The organism is Moraxella sp. CTOTU47618 (genome assembly GCF_032017425.1).
Lineage (GTDB): Bacteria > Pseudomonadota > Gammaproteobacteria > Pseudomonadales > Moraxellaceae > Faucicola > Faucicola tetraodonis.
The window spans coordinates 92,454-109,592 of the sequence record NZ_DALZPW010000004.1 but is presented as its reverse complement, the minus strand read 5'-3'; the positions used below and the strand labels follow the sequence as shown (position 1 = coordinate 109,592).

At 44.7% G+C, this 17,139-nt stretch carries 9 protein-coding genes; 4 read left to right on the top strand and 5 right to left on the bottom strand.

Translation table 11 applies throughout. The features are described 5' to 3' along the window. Window positions 1-70: 70 nt before the first annotated feature. Window positions 71-1,393 (bottom strand): MFS transporter, encoded by a 1,323-nt coding sequence (locus RTS09_RS05080; RefSeq protein ID WP_188874096.1) that lies wholly within the window; start codon window positions 1,391-1,393, stop codon window positions 71-73. Between the two features lie 129 nt (window positions 1,394-1,522). Here RTS09_RS05080 and RTS09_RS05075 point away from each other — a divergent pair, with 129 nt between their 5' ends. Both RTS09_RS05075 and RTS09_RS05070 read left to right on the top strand, forming a co-directional pair. Then, window positions 1,523-4,852: an autotransporter assembly complex protein TamA gene (locus tag RTS09_RS05075; RefSeq protein ID WP_312534921.1), complete on the top strand. Its 3,330-nt coding sequence runs from the start codon at window positions 1,523-1,525 to the stop codon at window positions 4,850-4,852. 160 nt (window positions 4,853-5,012) lie between these two features. Next, on the top strand, window positions 5,013-9,779 hold the full coding sequence (locus tag RTS09_RS05070; protein WP_312534920.1) for a translocation/assembly module TamB domain-containing protein: 4,767 nt from the start codon (window positions 5,013-5,015) through the stop codon (window positions 9,777-9,779). A 93-nt stretch (window positions 9,780-9,872) separates the two neighbouring features. Here RTS09_RS05070 and RTS09_RS05065 read toward each other — a convergent pair whose 3' ends face one another. Both RTS09_RS05065 and RTS09_RS05060 read right to left on the bottom strand, forming a co-directional pair. Beyond that, window positions 9,873-10,496 carry a TetR family transcriptional regulator gene (locus RTS09_RS05065; protein WP_312534918.1) on the bottom strand — a complete coding sequence of 208 codons (624 nt, stop codon included), beginning with the start codon at window positions 10,494-10,496 and terminating at the stop codon, window positions 9,873-9,875. A 101-nt stretch (window positions 10,497-10,597) separates the two neighbouring features. Further along, a complete protein-coding gene (locus tag RTS09_RS05060; protein ID WP_312534916.1) occupies window positions 10,598-11,986 on the bottom strand; it encodes a deoxyguanosinetriphosphate triphosphohydrolase in 1,389 nt (462 codons plus the stop codon). A gap of 386 nt (window positions 11,987-12,372) precedes the next feature. On the opposite strand from RTS09_RS05060, the gene RTS09_RS05055 reads away from it, so the two are divergent. Further along, window positions 12,373-12,612: a hypothetical protein gene (locus RTS09_RS05055; protein ID WP_312534914.1), complete on the top strand. Its 240-nt coding sequence runs from the start codon at window positions 12,373-12,375 to the stop codon at window positions 12,610-12,612. Window positions 12,613-12,735: 123 nt separating this feature from the next. Here the strand turns inward: RTS09_RS05055 and rsmD are convergent, their stop codons facing one another. Further along, window positions 12,736-13,359 (bottom strand): 16S rRNA (guanine(966)-N(2))-methyltransferase RsmD, encoded by a 624-nt coding sequence (gene rsmD, locus RTS09_RS05050; protein WP_312534912.1) that lies wholly within the window; start codon window positions 13,357-13,359, stop codon window positions 12,736-12,738. A gap of 17 nt (window positions 13,360-13,376) precedes the next feature. Further along, entirely contained in the window at window positions 13,377-15,356 is a 1,980-nt protein-coding gene (gene mrdA / locus RTS09_RS05045) for a penicillin-binding protein 2 (protein WP_312534909.1), read from the bottom strand. Window positions 15,357-15,786: 430 nt separating this feature from the next. Here mrdA and RTS09_RS05040 point away from each other — a divergent pair, with 430 nt between their 5' ends. After that, window positions 15,787-17,097 (top strand): DUF445 domain-containing protein, encoded by a 1,311-nt coding sequence (locus RTS09_RS05040; RefSeq protein ID WP_312534906.1) that lies wholly within the window; start codon window positions 15,787-15,789, stop codon window positions 17,095-17,097. Window positions 17,098-17,139: the final 42 nt, after the last annotated feature.

Sequence of the window (17,139 nt, the reverse complement as noted above, 5' to 3'; positions counted from 1 at the left end):
TCTGTTGCCTAGCATTGCTAGCTATTTGTGCTAACTATCTAACGGAGTGATTAAATAGGGCGATAGGGTGTTATTCATGGATCATAATGGGCTTGGCAGGGCTATATTTTTTTAGTTTTGAAAATAACCAGATACCCATGACCAAATTTATCACCCCGACAATTGCAAATAGCATCGGCAGGCTCACGTTAACTAGCGTCAAACAAACAATCGAAAAAATCGCCGAACCCACCATAAATACCGCATTTAAAATATTGTTGGCACCGATAATGCGAGCACGGCTGGTTTCCGGTGAATAAGCTTGCATATAGGCGTATAAAGGTACGATATAAATACCGCCTGAGAAACCCAATAAAAACAAATCGACAAATACACGAATAGCACCCTGCGTGGCAAAAATCATACCGATACTATAGTGTGCGTTGTTGGCGAGTGGCGGCAAATGCATCGCTGAAAGCGTGAAGTACAAGTCAATCGCAAAAATCGTCAATCCTGCAATCCCAAATGGCAATAGCTTTAGACTCACTTGGTTTTTGGTCAACGTTTTGCATAATAGTGAGCCAAGCGCCGTACCGACAGAAAACAGCGTCAATAAAAATATCACGACGCTTTCATCGCCTAGCAAAATAGACTTGCTAAATTCAGGTACTTGGGTCAAAAACGTGGCACCATAAAACCAAAACCAACTATTACCCAAAATGGTAAACCACATAATCGGCAAACGATATAGATTGGCAATGGTTTGCCAGCTAGTACGAAAGATATTCCAGTCGATGGTCAAATCAGGTTGCGGCGCAGTCATGACGGGAATAAACCGAGAAGCCAAGTAGCCCATAATCGCCACAAAAACCGTCACCCCAGATATCCAAAACAGCGGACTGTCCAACTTCATCAACACGCCAGCCAGCATCATCCCTGTCAAAATAGCCAGTGACGTGCCCATTTGAAACAGCCCATTGGCACCCACCAGCTCATCGGTGGTCATGGCTTGGGGTAGATAAGCATATTTAATAGGACCAAAAAACGTTGAATGGGTGCCCATCAAAAATAACGCAACAAATAATAGCGGATAAATCTCAAACACAAACCCAAATGCGGCAACGACCATGATGACGATTTCGAGGATTTTAATCAGCCTTGTCAGCCAAGATTTTTCATATTTATCAGCGATTTGACCCGCCAAAGCGGAAAACAAAAAAAACGGCAACACAAACAGCATCGCCGCCAGATTGTTGAGCAAACTGACACGCATCCCCAATTTTGCCGCTGCCATAAAGGTCAGTACTAAAATCAAACCTTGCTTAAATACATTGTCATTAAATGCCCCTAAAAACTGGGTGGCAAACATGGCGCTAAACCGTTTGTATTTAAAAAGCGCAAATTGGGTACTCATGAGCAATCCTAGAAATGTCTGATGATGCCTATCTTAACAAATATTTTATAAAGGGTTGCGAAAATGTTTGGTTAGTAAAATGTTTATGCTAAAATCGCCTAGTGCTCGCTCAAGGATTTGATTTTTATCATGAAACCAATAAATTTGCTACCCTATCGTCCGTCAACCGCATTGGCCGATAACCCGTTTGGTTTTTTTCATGCCATTTCCCCACTATCGTCAAATCCTTGTCCGTCAAATCCTCGTCAAAGCCCCGTCCAGTCTAGCGTATCAAACCATTCGCTGTTTCGCTTGACCCCCATACGTTTGGCAATTACCTTGGTTAGTGTGGGTGTAGTGCCTGCTTGGGGGGCACAAACGCCAGCAATGTCAGCTACTGTTAATAGTTCAGCTAATAGCTCAGTTAATACTTTGGCTAACAGCTCGGCAACGAATAGCACGTTGACCACTAGCAGCGCAGCGCAGACGACTGCCAATGATGGCAAGGGCACCACGGCAACGCAAAATGCCACGCCTGCGGCAACTGCGCAAGATAGCATCACAACCGATGCCAACACTGCTCAGCCTTATCTTTATCAACTCAATCAGCAGCGCGTTGAAGATAAAATTGGTCAACAACTCGATAATCAGACCTTGGCAGACTTTAATAATTTTAACCAACCTGTGGCGACGTTGAAACAAAACCAACCTAGTGTTGGCTACAGTAAATCATTAGATCAAGCCACGCCGCAGTCGGTTGCCAATCAAATCAACAATAGCAAGTCTGCAAGTGTGAATACTCAATCCCAATCGCATGCCCAAGCCCAATCCCAAGCGCAAGTCACTGAGCAGCTGACCGCCGAAAAACAGAATTTCGACGCGATTAATCAAAAGGTAAGCGAGCAAACCAATTTATCTAATCAAAATATCGCTAACCAAAATATTGCCAATCAGAATCTTAGTAATCAAGGCGTCGCCAATGATGTCAGCAATATCAAATCCACCGACACCATCAATCCCAATGATTACTTGCCCGCCTATCAACAGCAAACAACGGCATTGACCACCCCACAAGCCAACTCAACCGTGACAGCAGAGCCGCAAGGCATCGTGGCGCGTTTGAAGAACAAAATCATTGGTCGCGGCGAAGGGCTCAACTATATTGATATCAGCTTTGCCAATGCAGATGCCAAACTTGAGCCTGCGCGTAATATCAAAGCGGCGTTGGAAAAAGTGACCGTCGAATCGGTGTCGGATTTTAATGCCAGTGTGAACAAATTACGCCAAATTGCCAAAGATGCGGCAGAGGCGGTGGGTTTTTATGACACTAAAATCGCCTTTAAGCATTTAGGCAATGATAATATCCAAGTCAGCTTAGAGGTCGGCAAACCCGTCATCGTGCAAAATCGCATCATTGATATCCGTGGTGAAGGCGGGGAAGGCGATAACGCGCTGCCGGTGTATCCTGTGATTGAAAAAGAAATCCCGCCCAAAGAAGGGGATGTGTTCAGTCATGGTATCTATAAAGCCGCAAAGGCGACGATTGAAGGCGTCGGGCAGACCAATGGTTACTTTGATGCCAAATGGCTCAATAGTTCGGTGGATATTATTTTGCCGGACAATACCGCCGATGTTGACCTAATTTATGACACAAAAACTCGCTATCACTTTGATGAGGTAAAAATATATAGCATTGATAAACAAGGCAATTTGACCGATGATCCCGATAAACTGCCTTTAAAACCAAAGCTAATGAAAGCCTTAATGACGTACCAAAAAGGCGATGGCTACTATCAACCCTTTGTCAGCGAATTTACCAACAACTTGACTGCCACCCGTTATTTTAATGGGGTGGATGTGGATGTCATCATGCCATCGGACGAAGCAGCAAGTGATATCGCATTTGAACAATCTGGCTCGGCGACGCTCAGCGATGCCAACAGCAGCAATACCACAGCAGACAATACCGCGGACACTTCTGATACAGCCGCCGCTATTTTACCCGCTAATTCAACCGATCAAAGTCTCGCATCTCAAAGTAATTCAGCTCAAAGTAACTCCGATCAAAGTAACTCCGATCAAAGCAACTCATCTGAACTTCAATCCGCAGGTACTGTCGATAGCACGACGCAAAAAACCGTCAATCAGGTGCAAGATCCTGATGACATTGCGCCGATTCAATTTGAGGTCGATGACTCGACCGAACAACGTCTCAACGCCATCAGCCGAAAAGCCAAAAACTTATTGACCGCACCCGAAGATATGGAGTTATCACCCGAGGCTGAAAATAAAAGTAAAAATCCGCTAGTGGTCATCGCCAATGCGGTCAGTAAAACGGCAAAAAAACTGGATAAAGACAAAGACTTACCTATCAAACCACGAGAAGACCAAGTCATACCAAAGCTCACGCCACAACAAGTGTATGAAACAAAGCAAATCCCAACCTATGTGGTACTCAATGCCACCAAGCCCCACGAGGCACAGGTAGGTTTGGGTTATGAAACGGATGTAGGCGTGCGCTTGACTGGTAAATACCAAAACAACTTGGTTAACCGAAGTGGCTTGCAGACTGGGGCATCAGTGGCGTTATCCAAAGTCGATCAAGCGGTGGAGTTTACTGCCAGTTTACCCTATAAGCATCCCCTCAACGATAAACTAACAGGTACAGTCGGCTATCAGCACAAAGCAGTTGATGACCTAGTCAACACCTTTGAGGCGGACACGGTGTATGCCAGTATCGCCCGCAATATTTATCATGATAGTGGTTGGAATCGCACCTATTCACTGCGCTACCGCGGCGATAAATTGACCGTCGACCCTGAAAAATATAGCACCGATAGTTTGCCTTATCCTTTTAACAACTACGCCTCGGACTATACCCAACAAGCCTTGTTAGCGGGTTATGCAATCAATAAAACGGTAGCAGACAATATGCTGACGCCAACGTGGGGTTATAGCCAACGTTACTCGCTTGAAGTCGGTGCTAAAGGGGCACTGAGTGACACCAATATGGCCATTCTACGTGCAGGTGGTACGGGGATGTATAGTTTTGGCAAAGATAACAAACAACAAGTGATTGGGCGACTGGATTTGGGCTATCTATATAGCGGTGATTTTTATGATGTGCCTTACCGTTCACGCTTTTTTGCCGGCGGTGATGCTAGTATCCGCGGCTACAACACCGATAGTTTAGCACCGACCTATGGTGGCGAAAATTTCTTAGTCGGTGGTGATGCCTTAGCGGTAGGCTCAGCAGAGTATAACTATGAGTTTAGACCGAGCTTTCGTGGCGCTGTGTTTACCGACTTTGGTAATGCGTATGATACAACTGGCGAATATGATAACGCAACGGCGGTCAGTATTGGTACAGGTATCCGCTGGCAATCACCGATAGGTTTGGTACGACTCGATGTGGCAAAAGGTCTGACAGGGGATAACAACGATGTCCGTTTACACTTCTTTATCGGCTCACCGTTATAATAATTTGGCTAAAAATCACGGCATTATTTTATGCAAGGTTTTTAGTTAAGATTTTTGGATAAAACTTTGCTAGTATGGAAGGTTTATCCAATATACCGCCCATATACAGCGCATACAACCTGTGTTTTTGTAGTTAGCCAACGATTGATTTGCGATATTAATGAAAGACGATAATAACAACGACTCATTGCCCGAAGATGGCACCAAGCCTGACGATAAATCATTGGTAGATAATGACCTAGACGGTAAAATAGACACTGAAAATCTAGAAACTAAAAGTCCAGACGGTGAAGATTTAGACCCTGCAAAAGAAGAGGCGGGTTGGCTTCGACACTGGTATCGACAGGGTCTTGTCACTAAAATTGTGATGGTGTTAGTCGTTATTTTGATTGCGATTTTGTTAGGGGCTTATTATGCCGTCGGCACCCCGTGGGGTACACGGTTACTTATCAATGCCATCGTTCAAGAAACAGGTATCAGCCTAACATACGGCAAAGGCAATCTTCGTGATGGTATCTGGGTGTATGATGTTAAAATCCCTGACAATCCCCCCAAAAATTATGTCGAAGTCACCGTTGATAAAGCCTATGTCAAAATTGGCTGGCGCGCGCTCATCAATAAACAAGTGCATTTGCGTGAAGCCAACATCAATCGCATGGTCATCACCTACAAAAAACCCCCTTCCAATAAACCCTTTGATTACTCACGCATCGCACTGCCTGTTAACTTAACCTTAGATGACGTAAAAGCAAATTTAGTGCGCTATCAGCAAGTGACCCGCGACCCCATCGATTTTAAACAAGCGCATGTCCAAAATTTTACTTGGTATGATACCCAAATCACGGTTGGCGAAGGCAAATTGGCGTATAACAATTTATTAAGCGTTGATAAAATCAAAGGCAAAATTGACCTGCAGCATGATTATCCGCTGGATGTGACAGGACTGGTCATCGTCAATTCATTGTCAAAAGTGTATGTCGATGCGCTCGATACCCATGCCACAGGCAGTTTGAAATTTTTGACCGCGGATATAAAGAGTAAATACAATAAATCGGATGTTACTGGGCATTTAACGGCGCAGCCGATGGATAAAAACGCGCCATTTAATGCCAAACTTGAATGGAAAGATGTGTTATTGCCCTATGCCACCAGTCAAAACATCCATCTAAAAAATGGCTTAGCGACTGCGAGCGGGGTGACCAATAATATCCAGCTGCGTATCAATGCTGATTTGACTGCCAAAGATATCCCCGATGGCCATTATCAAGGTCGCGGCGTGATTGCCAATCAAAAACTCAGTATCGAATATCTCACGGCTAAAGTCGCGCAAGGGACATTGACGAGTCAAGGCACGATTGATTGGCATGACCGCACCCGTATTGCCCTCATGAATACGGGGAATGGCTTTAAGATTCGTCAGTTGTTGCCAAAAGACATCGCCCCCTATGCGCCAGAGACCTTAACAGGCAAATTAGGCATCGTCTATGATGTGGCAACCGATAAATTGCCGATGCAAGTACGGGCAAATCTGCGCCAAGATGACGGTGAAATTATCAATGCCGATATCCGACAAGCCAAAGGCAACCATAAACCTTATACTATCGATGCCAATTGGCAACGGCTGATACGTCACAATTTACCGAGCATTGGCGAGCTTAACAGTCCCAATGGCAAAGCGCAGGTGATTTTTCAGCCGGCAGACGGCAAGCGACCCAGCAGTGTACAAGCGCAAGTCAATGCCAATATACTAAAGCTCAATCAAGCCCCAAGCGGTAATTACCAAGTCGATGTCAATAAAACAGGTCAGCTGGTTGACATCACTCAATTGGTGTATCAAGGCGTGGCAGGTAATTTGGCAGGCAATGGTAAAATCAAACTTGCCAGCGGCAATCAGCCGTTAGCTTGGCAAATCAATGCCAAAACCAATCATTTAAATGCCCACAGCATTTTAAATAGCATCCCGCTGCAAGACTTGACAGGCAATGTGGTTGCCAGCGGTACCCTGCAACAGCTCCGCCAAGCCAATCAAACAGTTGTGACCCGTCATGATGTCACTATCAACCAAATTGACATGACAGGGGATTTATTGGGCGCCAACAATAGCAAAAAACACTTAGCGTTAAAAGGCGCAGGCAAAGTACGTGCCGATCTACTCGGCAATAAGTTATCTTATATCGCCGCCAAATTTGATGGTAGCCTCAATGCGCCAAACGTACCCGCAGGCTCGTTTAAATTTGATATTGCAGGCACGCCACAACAGCTTAAAATTAATCAATTTAGCCATCAAGGTAAAGAAGGCTATATCAATGCCAACGGTAGCATTGATATGACCAATGGTGCCGGCTGGCATATCACTGCTGATATGAAAAATTTTGATGCCAGCTATTTTGTGCCAAGTCTGCCAAGCCAAATCACCGGTACCATCAATACCGATGGCTATTGGCGGGCAGGCGCTCAGTACATTCATATCGCCAATATGAACCTCAAAGGCAGACTAAAAAACCAACCGTTATTGGCGACAGGTCAATTGACCGCAAAACTGAATTTGCCAAAAGACCTAAGTAGTCTGCGTCAAGTCATTGAAAATAGCGCCAATAGTCAAAAATACGGACAAATCCGCCGTCTTATTGAAAGTCTGCAAGCCAATAATTTACTGGTACAATGGGGTAGCAATCGTATCACCGCCAATGGCAACCAAAACCAACTGGTGACCAGTGTCGATATCAGCACACTCAATCAGCTAATACCGCAGCTAAAAGGTATCGTTAAAGGCGGCATTGTCTTAACCCAAGATAACAACCAAGCCCTGCCTAACATCTATGTGGATTTAGTCGGGCGTAACATTTCACTACCAAACTTTGTGGTACTCGATGCCAAAATCACCGGCAAATTGGTCAATCTTGCCAAATCACCCAGTCAGTTGCAATTGACTGCAACGGGTATCAATATCGCCAATCAACCGCTGCGCTCATTGCAACTGTATTTTAACGGTACCCAAGATAATCACACCTTAGATGTCAAAGCAGATAGTACCAAAGGACAGGTACAAGCGACGCTCAAAGGTCGTATCGATCTTACCAAAAAACAGTGGTCGGGTATGCTCGGTAATGGACAAATTGGTACCAAATATGCCAAGCTGCAACAGTTACAACCCGCACAAATGCTATTTGGCTGGCAAAACCTGAATGTACAAATGGCGGCACACTGCTGGAAAATGGTGGGGCAAAACGGCAGTCTGTGTCTAAAAAACAACCTCATGGTCAGTAATGGGCAAGGCAATGTCGATGTCAGCGTGCAACAAATTGATAGCCAAATTTTCTCTGTGGTGATGCCGCGTGATATCGCTTGGTCAGGAAAACTCAACGGCACCGCCCTCGTTCATTGGCAGAAGAACCAACGACCCAGTATCAATGCCAGCTTCTTTACCGATAACGGGGTATTTGGCACCGCCGCACAAACCCCTGAAGAAAATCCAACGACCATTGCCTATGAGCGTATCAGTGTCATCGCCCGTTCAACCGCAGAAGGGCTAAAACTTCGCGCAGATATCAAAACCGCCAATGGCGCGGGCAATGGTTATTTGGATGCCACTGTCAATCCCTACATACAGTCAAAACCGATTTCAGGCACCGTTGTTTTTCAAGATATTGACTTGGCGGTATTTAAACCTTTCTTCCCATCGTTTGAACGCTTGACCGGTAACGGTCTAGTGGCCGGTAAAATCAGTGGTTCACTCATGCAGCCCAAATTTGTTGGCGATATTGAGCTACAAGATGCCGGTCTTAGCATCACAGGTGTGCCGATGCGTTTTGACAAGATTAATGTGTTATCGCACGTGGCAGGCAATCAAGCTTCTATTAATGGGTCTTTTGCCAGTGCAGGCGATGGTCAAGGCACCATTACCGGTACAGTTGACTGGACACGTGAGCTGCAAGCTAAGCTCAAGCTGCAAGGTAAAGCGCTGCAAGTGAGTCAGCCGCCGGCAATTACTGCCATTATTAATCCAATTTTTGATGTGATTGTCAAACCTAGCCAGCGCTACGTGAATATCGTCGGGGTGATTGATGTGCCTCGCGCCACCATTCGTCCACCAGAGGCCACAGGCAATGTGGTCAGCAAATCCCCAGATGTTAACGTGATTGATAGACGATTGATGGGTCAGATTGATGACGTACTAAAAGTCACCCAACCTTGGAATATCAACGCGGATGTAGGTGTCGATCTCGGCGATCGCGTCAGCTTCCAAGGTTTTGGGGCACGCTTACCATTGGCGGGTGCGCTGCATATCACCCAGCGCGGTCAAGGCACCATGAAAGCAGAAGGCGTGGTGCAAGTATCGCGCCGCTCAAAAGTCGAAGTGTTTGGGCAAAGCTTGAATCTAAACTTTGCGCAAGTTCGGTTCAATGGTGAAGTGATGAAACCACTGCTAAACGTAGAGGCAGTAAAAGACGTGCAAGGCGTACAAGTGGGCGTCAAAGTCAAAGGCAGTGCCAGTGCGCCAAGTATCACCGTGTTTAATAATGGCGGACTCAGTGAACAGCAGGCGATGAATGCGTTGGTGACGGGTAGCCTAAATAACAATTCAGGTCAAAATACCAACGAACAAGACTTTAGAAATCGCGTCAATAATACCATTGCCGCAGCAGGGTTAAGTTATGGCTTAAGCGGGACGCGCAAATTTACCAACCAAATTGGTCGGGCGTTTGGGTTGCAGCGTTTAACGTTAGATGCCAACGGCTCGGGTAATGATACTTTGGTCAGTCTAACAGGGTATATCACGCCAGACTTGTTTATACGCTATGGGGTAGGCGTGTTCACCTCGCAGCCTGAGCTTAGTATGCGTTACCAATTAACAAGGCGCTTGTATATTGAGTCTAAATCTGCCATCAATAACTCTGTCGATTTGATTTATAACTGGCGCTATTAATGGGTTGATAAACAGTAAAAAGGCTGAGTTAATGCTCAGCCTTTTTTGGTTTCACGGTTTTTTGGTTTTACTGTTTTTTAGCTTAAATTTTGGTTAAGGACACCAATTACGGACACCATAAAACAGCACTTGCGCCTGTTTGATACAGCGATTGAGATACTCTTGCTTACTTTGCAGCTCTGTGGGGTCAAATTTGAGCCATTGATACACCCAAGAAAAATACATATTCACGCCCATATCCGCAATCAACAAGCGTACTTCTTGATTTAAATGTCCAAACGCAGGCTGAATCGCCAAATCATCGGTCATGATTTGCGCAAACAAGCTGATTTGCTCATCAAGTGCATTTTGCACAGCTTGGTTGCCACCATAGCGTTCAGAGACAATAAAGTGCCAGTGCAATGACGCGTGCTCCACACTTTCCAAAAAGAAACCCACGCTTGAGGCAATTTGACCTTCATGCGTTCGGGTGCGACCCAGCTGCAAATGATCGCGCAGACTTTGCAGCGTGTGACCGAGTTCTTCATTGACTAAGCAGGTGCCAAGCTCATCGATATCCTGAAAATGTCGATAAAAAGCCGTTGGCACTACGCCCACTTCGCGGCTAATCTGACGAAGTGAAATCGAGGAAAACGCATGCCCTGAGCTCGATAACTGAAGCACCGATTGAAAAAAGGCTTGACGGGTTTGGCGTTTTTGCAAGTCACGGCTAGTCATTAGGTATCCAATCAGCGGGTTAAATAAGGAAAAATATTCTAAGCCGAAAACGCCAAATATACAATCGTTGACGATTGACGATTGAAGCTCAGCGATGAGGTTTAAATATTCACCGACCAATTACCCTTTAACGCTTGCGCGAGCCGATAGGCTTCATGATCATTCATGCCAGTCAGCATGTCTAAAATACACAACATATTTTGATAAACATCATCCCCTAATTGCCGACTAACATTGCTTAAATGGGCATTTAATAGATTAAGCAGTCGTAATTGCTCAAACTGAGCAATACTGTCTGTTGAATCACCCTTCAACGCCAGCGGCATAAACGCATCAAGTAGCGTATGTAAACAGCGGTTTGACATGATTTCAACGCGTACTTTGCTTGGATGTTGAAAAATACGGGTATGGGCTAGGCTTTTGGCTTCACTGATACTACTGCGTACGTTATTGGGGCAGTAGTCAAATAAGCTGCCCGTCAGCTCACCTGCCAATAATGCGGCTTGGTTGGCAACAAAGGCATCAGTAACTTTGTCCACCAATCGCCGCATTGCTCGACCCCGTAGCGCGGCTAATTTTTGGCTGATAGGCGCATTGGTCGTGACTTCAGGCGGTACGCCAAGCCGTTTACCGACGAGTTTGAGCAGTAGTGGCTCAACTTCATGATACGCTAACATACCCAGTAAAATCCCATCTTCCAAATCAATCAGCGCATAACAAATATCATCGGCAGCTTCTAGCAAATAAGCCAATGGATGACGCGCGTAACCTCTTGGGGTCTTGGCTAATTGCAGCTGCTCCGCCAAATCATGCAAAAACGGCGCTTCACTTTCAAAACAGCCAAATTTCTTGAGCGTCAGCGGCGAGGGCAGTGAGTCACTGTCACTGACTGGGTTGATAGGGGTGGAAAGATAAGGGTATTTCATAAAAGCGCCCAGTGTCGCCGCTGTCAGGCGCATGCCACCTTCATCGGGATGATGCTCGTTACGAGTCAGCAGTCGAAAGCCTTGCGCATTGCCTTCATACGCTAATAAATCTATTTGCTGGCGTGGGGTAAGCCGCCTTAGATACTGGCGCTGGGCAGGCTGAAAAAACCAATCTCGAATCGCCTGTTCACCCGTATGCCCAAACGGGGGATTACCGATGTCATGTGCCAAACAAGCTGCCTGCACAATGACTCCCATGTCCGAAATCGTAAAGCCGCTTGGCAAGTCATTACCGAGTTTCTCCGCGCTCATCATCCCTAGCGAGCGACCAATACAAGACACTTCAAGCGAATGGGTTAAGCGGGTATGAATACCCATCTCATGGGTTAACGGATGCACTTGGGTTTTTTGATTCAATTGGCGAAAAGATTGCGAAAAAACCAGCCTGTCATAGTCCTTATGAAATGCCGTCCTTGACGTCTTGGATTGGGTAAACTGATTGCTATGATAGATAGGTTTGGCAGATAACAGCGCTTGCCATTGCTTGTGTGTATTTTTTTTCATTATTATTTTCAGTCTTACAGAAAAATGGGGTGGATGGGATTAACTAACTAGCTAATTAATTCTAGCTAGATAATTGATTATTAACCAGTTTGGATGAATATTTTTTCAAAAGTTTGATGACACTATACCATTTATCGCAAAAAAATGACCAAATAGGAATTTTTCTGATAAAACAATTGTGTAATTTTTTATTATTGTTATAATTTAGTAACAAATACATTGTAGAATGTAATCACTATAAGATAAATGTAATATTTGATTACCTTTGTAAATTGCTTTTATAGCCCTACCACGCATAGTTTTCGGTCTATGTCGTATATGGATAGTTGCTAAGTAACACGATGAAATTTAATCGGTTAAATTTCAAATTTTTTAGGACATAAGTTATGATCCATCAAGTGAACGATACTAAAGGCACCGATGATAGTGTAGAAATGACGCGCCATCACTCCAAAATCAACATTCATAGTGTTGTACTGGTAATTATGTTAGCGCTCGTGGTGACATTTTTGATGGTGGTGGGGGTCAGTTATCTGTATGAAGCCAACAACTTAAAAGGACAGTCATCAAAATATTTATGTCCGTCAGCGTCTGCCGTACAAGTGGGTATATGCATTAAAAGCTAATAGTGGGTTTGCTATTAGGCGTGAATGGTTATTATATCTGCCGACTGGGTTAATCCAGTCGGTTTTTTAATGGCTAAATTAAAACGCTTTGAATTAAAATGCTTTTAATTGATATGCTTTGAATTAAAGCGTTTTGAGCTGATAAATGCCGGCAAAAATTTGCCCCATTTTTTTATATTTAAGTGGCTCAAGTGACGCGGTAAAAGATGCTAACAATTGTGTATGATCTTGATCGCTTTCGATATACAGTAATGACTGCGGATGGATTAACTGATGGTTTATTAACCCATGCAAGATTGTATCCCATAACGCTAGTTGATAAGGTGGGTCGATAAACACCACATCAAACGGCTCGGTGTTTGCCAGTTGTGGTAAGGCTTGTTGTATTGTAGCTTGCATTGTCACAATTTTTGTATCAGCAATACCTAACAGGGCTTGGGTGGCTTTAATTTGCCTAAATTGCTCATGGTTAGGCTCGATAGAAGTTAACTGCTTGGCACCTCTCGACAAGGCTTCAAAACCGAGCACCCCACTACCAGCACAGCAATCTAGTACCTTGGCATTGACTAACTCATCGGCAAGCCAGTTGAATACTGTCTCTCGGACACGGTCAGGCGTGGGCCGTAACCCATCGGCATCGATAAACGCTACCAAACGCCGACGATACTCGCCGCCGATGATACGCACGTGAGAAACTGGCGGGGATTTGGTGGCTTTATTGGCTCGTTTGCTAAGTTTGGACATCATAGTTTGGAAGTCATACGTCAGTCAGCACCACCCACTGCAGTGAGTTTGGCGGTATTGGGTTTTGCGATAATAGGTTTACCCGACAAAACTAACGCTTCACGTTGCAATTTGGCGGCTTGTTTTTCGGCGTTGATTTTGACAAGTTCTTCAGGCGACGGTGGCACAATCGGGTTTTTGATTTTATCAATGAGCCAATAATCCATCATTTTACGCACAATCGGTGCTACCCAGCCACCATGCCGCCCATTTTCTACGATGACGGCAATGGCAATTTGCGGGTTTTCTACTGGGGCAAAGCCAACAAACCAGCCATGATCCCAGTGACGCGAGTCAAGCGCGGCTTCGTTATAGCGTTTGCCTTGTGCGATAGATTTGACCTGCGCTGTGCCTGTTTTGCCAGCGATGCGATAAGTTGGCGTATAGATATTATGCGCTGTGCCTTTTTTGACCACATCTTCCATGGCTAGGTGCATACGCTGCCAATCATTGGGGTTACCGTTGTATTGAATTTTACCATCGGGCTTTTCAATAGGGGTGACATGTTCGGCACCGGTGGATTTTTTGAGCAGATGGGGGGTTAAATGCTGTCCATCACCGGCTAGCATGGCGATACCGTTGGCAATCTGTAAGGGTGTCGCCAAAAAATACCCTTGCCCGATACTCACAGAAATGGTTTCCCCAGGCAACCAGGCTTTTTTATAGGTTTTCATTTTCCACTCAGTAGAAGGGTAGACCCCGGTTTTTTCTCCCGGCAAATCAATGCCCGTTTTACTACCAAAATTAAAACGCGTCATCCAATCATGAAGCCGGTCAATACCCAGTTGATAAGACAGCTTGTAGTAGTAGGTATCGACAGATTCGACCACGGATTTATGCAAATTGACGTTACCATGACCCGATTTTTTCCAGTCACGAAATTTATGGCTATCGCCAGGCAGACTAAAATAACCCGGATCATAAATACTACTGTCCCATCCCATGATGCCGTAATGAATCCCTGCCAAACCCTCAATCGGTTTGATAGAAGAACCCGGGGGGTATTGCCCTTGTAGCGCACGGTTGTACAGTGGCATGTCGGGGTCTTGTTGCAGTGCCTTGTATTCTCTGCTACTAATTCCAGTGATAAAGGGATTGGGGTCAAAACTTGGATTGCTCACAAAGGCTAAAATCTCGCCAGTGCTGGGGTCAATTGCCACCGCGGCGCCGCGTTTACCATTTAATAAATCGCTGGTCAATTTTTGTAACCCATAATCAAGGCTTAGATAAATATCATTGCCGGGAATGGGTGGTTTGGTATCGAGTTTTTTGATGATATCGCCATAGGCATTGGTTTCAATTGATTGATAACCGGGTTTGCCCAGTAGCAGCGACTCGTAATATTTTTCAATCCCTGTTTTACCTATCAAATCGGTGCCTGCATACAGCTTTTTATCCAGCTTTTTACTATCGTTGTCGCTGATACGCCCAACATAGCCAATCACATGGGCAAATAAGTCACTGTAGGGATAGGTGCGCGTGAGTTTACTTTGAATCGTCACGCCTTTAAAAAACGGTTTGCGTTCACTAAACTGGGCAACTTGCTGTTCGGTAAGTCCAATTTTAATGGTGACAGGTTCATTTTTACTTTTTTTAAGGGCTTTTGAAGCTTCACTGATTTCTTCAGGTGTCAACTGAAAAATCGGGGTGAGTAGTGCCAAGGTATTGTCAGGATTGTCAATTTCATCAGGACTGATGACAGCGGTAAAAACAGGCTGGTTATCTGCCAAAATCACGCCGTTCCGGTCATAAATGTAGCCGCGACTGGGCGGTGCAGAAACCAGCTTGATACGATTATTGTCAGACTGGGTGACGTACTGGTCATGGGTATAAATTTGTAGATAAGCATAGCGTACAATCAAGCCAACCAAGCCCAAAAAAACAAACACCGATGCCAAAATTACCCGGCGGCGAAAGATGAGATTTTCACGTTGCATATCTGAATAATGGGGTGGTTTCATAAGCGGGTAACAGCAATTAGAACGGTTTTAAAAAGGGTCGCGGTGCGATGAACAAATATAGGGATATCACCCACCTACCTATTGGTGGCTAAAATCAAAATTTAAGAGCGATATACTAGCATAAAATGTGGCAAATAAGCATGCCCAAATCCTGCCAAAATCGCAAATAACTAACGGCTGCTGTCAAAACAAATGTATCAAATTATGATAACCGCATTGACGGCAATATGGATGATAACATAGGGACGCAAAACCGCTAAAAATATAACTTCTTCAGGCAAAATATATCTTTCTGTGCTAAAATCTAGCGGTTTGAACGCACCCCTATTAACCCACTTATATTATAGACGTTTTCAAGCAACCCTTATAATGTCATCTCGGTTTTATGGTCCTTTGATTTTAGCTTTTTCACCATGTGAGCTTTTTTGATATGTTTGCAGAAATTTGGCACAAGCTTGCAACCCATCCGCAATTTTTCGCTATGCTGACCATTCCATTTGTGACAGCAGTCGTGACTTGGGCGCATGTATGGATGGCACTCAAGATGCTATTTTACCCCATTCATTTTTGGGGCATTAAGATTCAAGGGTTCCCAGGCGGTGGTATCGGCTGGCAGGGCATTGTGCCACGCAAAGCGGGTAAAATATCGGGGATTATCGTTGACCAAACTTTATCCAAGCTTGGCTCACTCGATGAGTTTTTCCAAGCCATGCACCCTGAAGAAGTGGCAGATTTTATCAGCCAAACCATGAACCAAAACTTGGATTTGCTGATTGATGAAATCATGAATGAGCGCTCGGCAACGCTATGGGCGAATCTGCCTTTTGCTGTCAAACGCCGTATCTATGCCTATGGACACGAGCAATTGCCAGCTATCATGAAAAATCTGGTGCTCGACTTGACCTACAATGTCGAAAACTTGGTTGATATGCGCGAGATGATTGTCAACAAGATGGAAAGCGACCGTGCGCTGATGGTGCGGATGTTTTTGAAGGTAGGTCAAAAAGAGATTAATTTTATTTGGCATATCAGTGCGCTGATTGGATTTGTATTCGGTATTTTGCAGATGGCGATTTTTTGGTTTGTGCCGCAGCATTGGACGGTGCCGTTTTTTGCCGCGATTTGGGGGCTGTTGACCAACTGGATTGCCATTTGGATGGTATTTAATCCAATTGAGCCGCATTATTATCGCTATCCCAAATTTTTTAGTTTTAGCAAATCGCTGCCATTTATCCGCTTTGAAAAACCGCATATGGGACAATTTAACTGGCAAGGTGGTTTTATGAAACGCCAGCCTGAGGTCTCTGAGGTGTTTGCTGAGATTGTGGTCAAAGATTTGGTCACGCTCAAAAATATCATGTATGAAATGATGTATGGCAGCCGTGCGATGCAAACGCGTGAGCTGATTAAAAAACACCTAAACCCAGTTTTGGAATCACAGGTGATTCAAACCAGCTTGAAATTTGGTCTGGGTCGTAAAGAGTTTGGTCAGCTCAGACACGTGATTATTGATAAGTCGATTGCAGCGACCATGGTGCCGATGAGCAATCCTGAGCTTAACCTTAGCCGCGCAGAAAAAATCTTTGGGATGTTTCGAGACCGAATTCGCGCATTGACGCCCAATGAATTTCAGAATCTGTTGCGTCCTGCCTTTCGTGAAGATGAATTAACACTGATTATTTTGGGCGGTGTGACAGGGTTTTTGGCGGGCTGGATACATTTGATATTGGTGTTTTATTAGTTTGACCCATTTTTTTGGTGAAAATTCTACAGTGTGATAACC

Excerpts from the sequence above, each read along its gene's own strand:
- RTS09_RS05080 (WP_188874096.1), bottom strand. The coding sequence starts at position 1,393 with ATGAGTACCCAATTTGCGCTTTTTAAATACAAACGGTTTAGCGCCATG.
- RTS09_RS05075 (WP_312534921.1), top strand. The coding sequence starts at position 1,523 with ATGAAACCAATAAATTTGCTACCCTATCGTCCGTCAACCGCATTGGCC.
- RTS09_RS05070 (WP_312534920.1), top strand. The coding sequence starts at position 5,013 with ATGAAAGACGATAATAACAACGACTCATTGCCCGAAGATGGCACCAAG.
- RTS09_RS05065 (WP_312534918.1), bottom strand. The coding sequence starts at position 10,496 with ATGACTAGCCGTGACTTGCAAAAACGCCAAACCCGTCAAGCCTTTTTT.
- RTS09_RS05060 (WP_312534916.1), bottom strand. The coding sequence starts at position 11,986 with ATGAAAAAAAATACACACAAGCAATGGCAAGCGCTGTTATCTGCCAAA.
- RTS09_RS05055 (WP_312534914.1), top strand. The coding sequence starts at position 12,373 with ATGATCCATCAAGTGAACGATACTAAAGGCACCGATGATAGTGTAGAA.
- rsmD (WP_312534912.1), bottom strand. The coding sequence starts at position 13,359 with ATGATGTCCAAACTTAGCAAACGAGCCAATAAAGCCACCAAATCCCCG.
- mrdA (WP_312534909.1), bottom strand. The coding sequence starts at position 15,356 with ATGAAACCACCCCATTATTCAGATATGCAACGTGAAAATCTCATCTTT.
- RTS09_RS05040 (WP_312534906.1), top strand. The coding sequence starts at position 15,787 with ATGTTTGCAGAAATTTGGCACAAGCTTGCAACCCATCCGCAATTTTTC.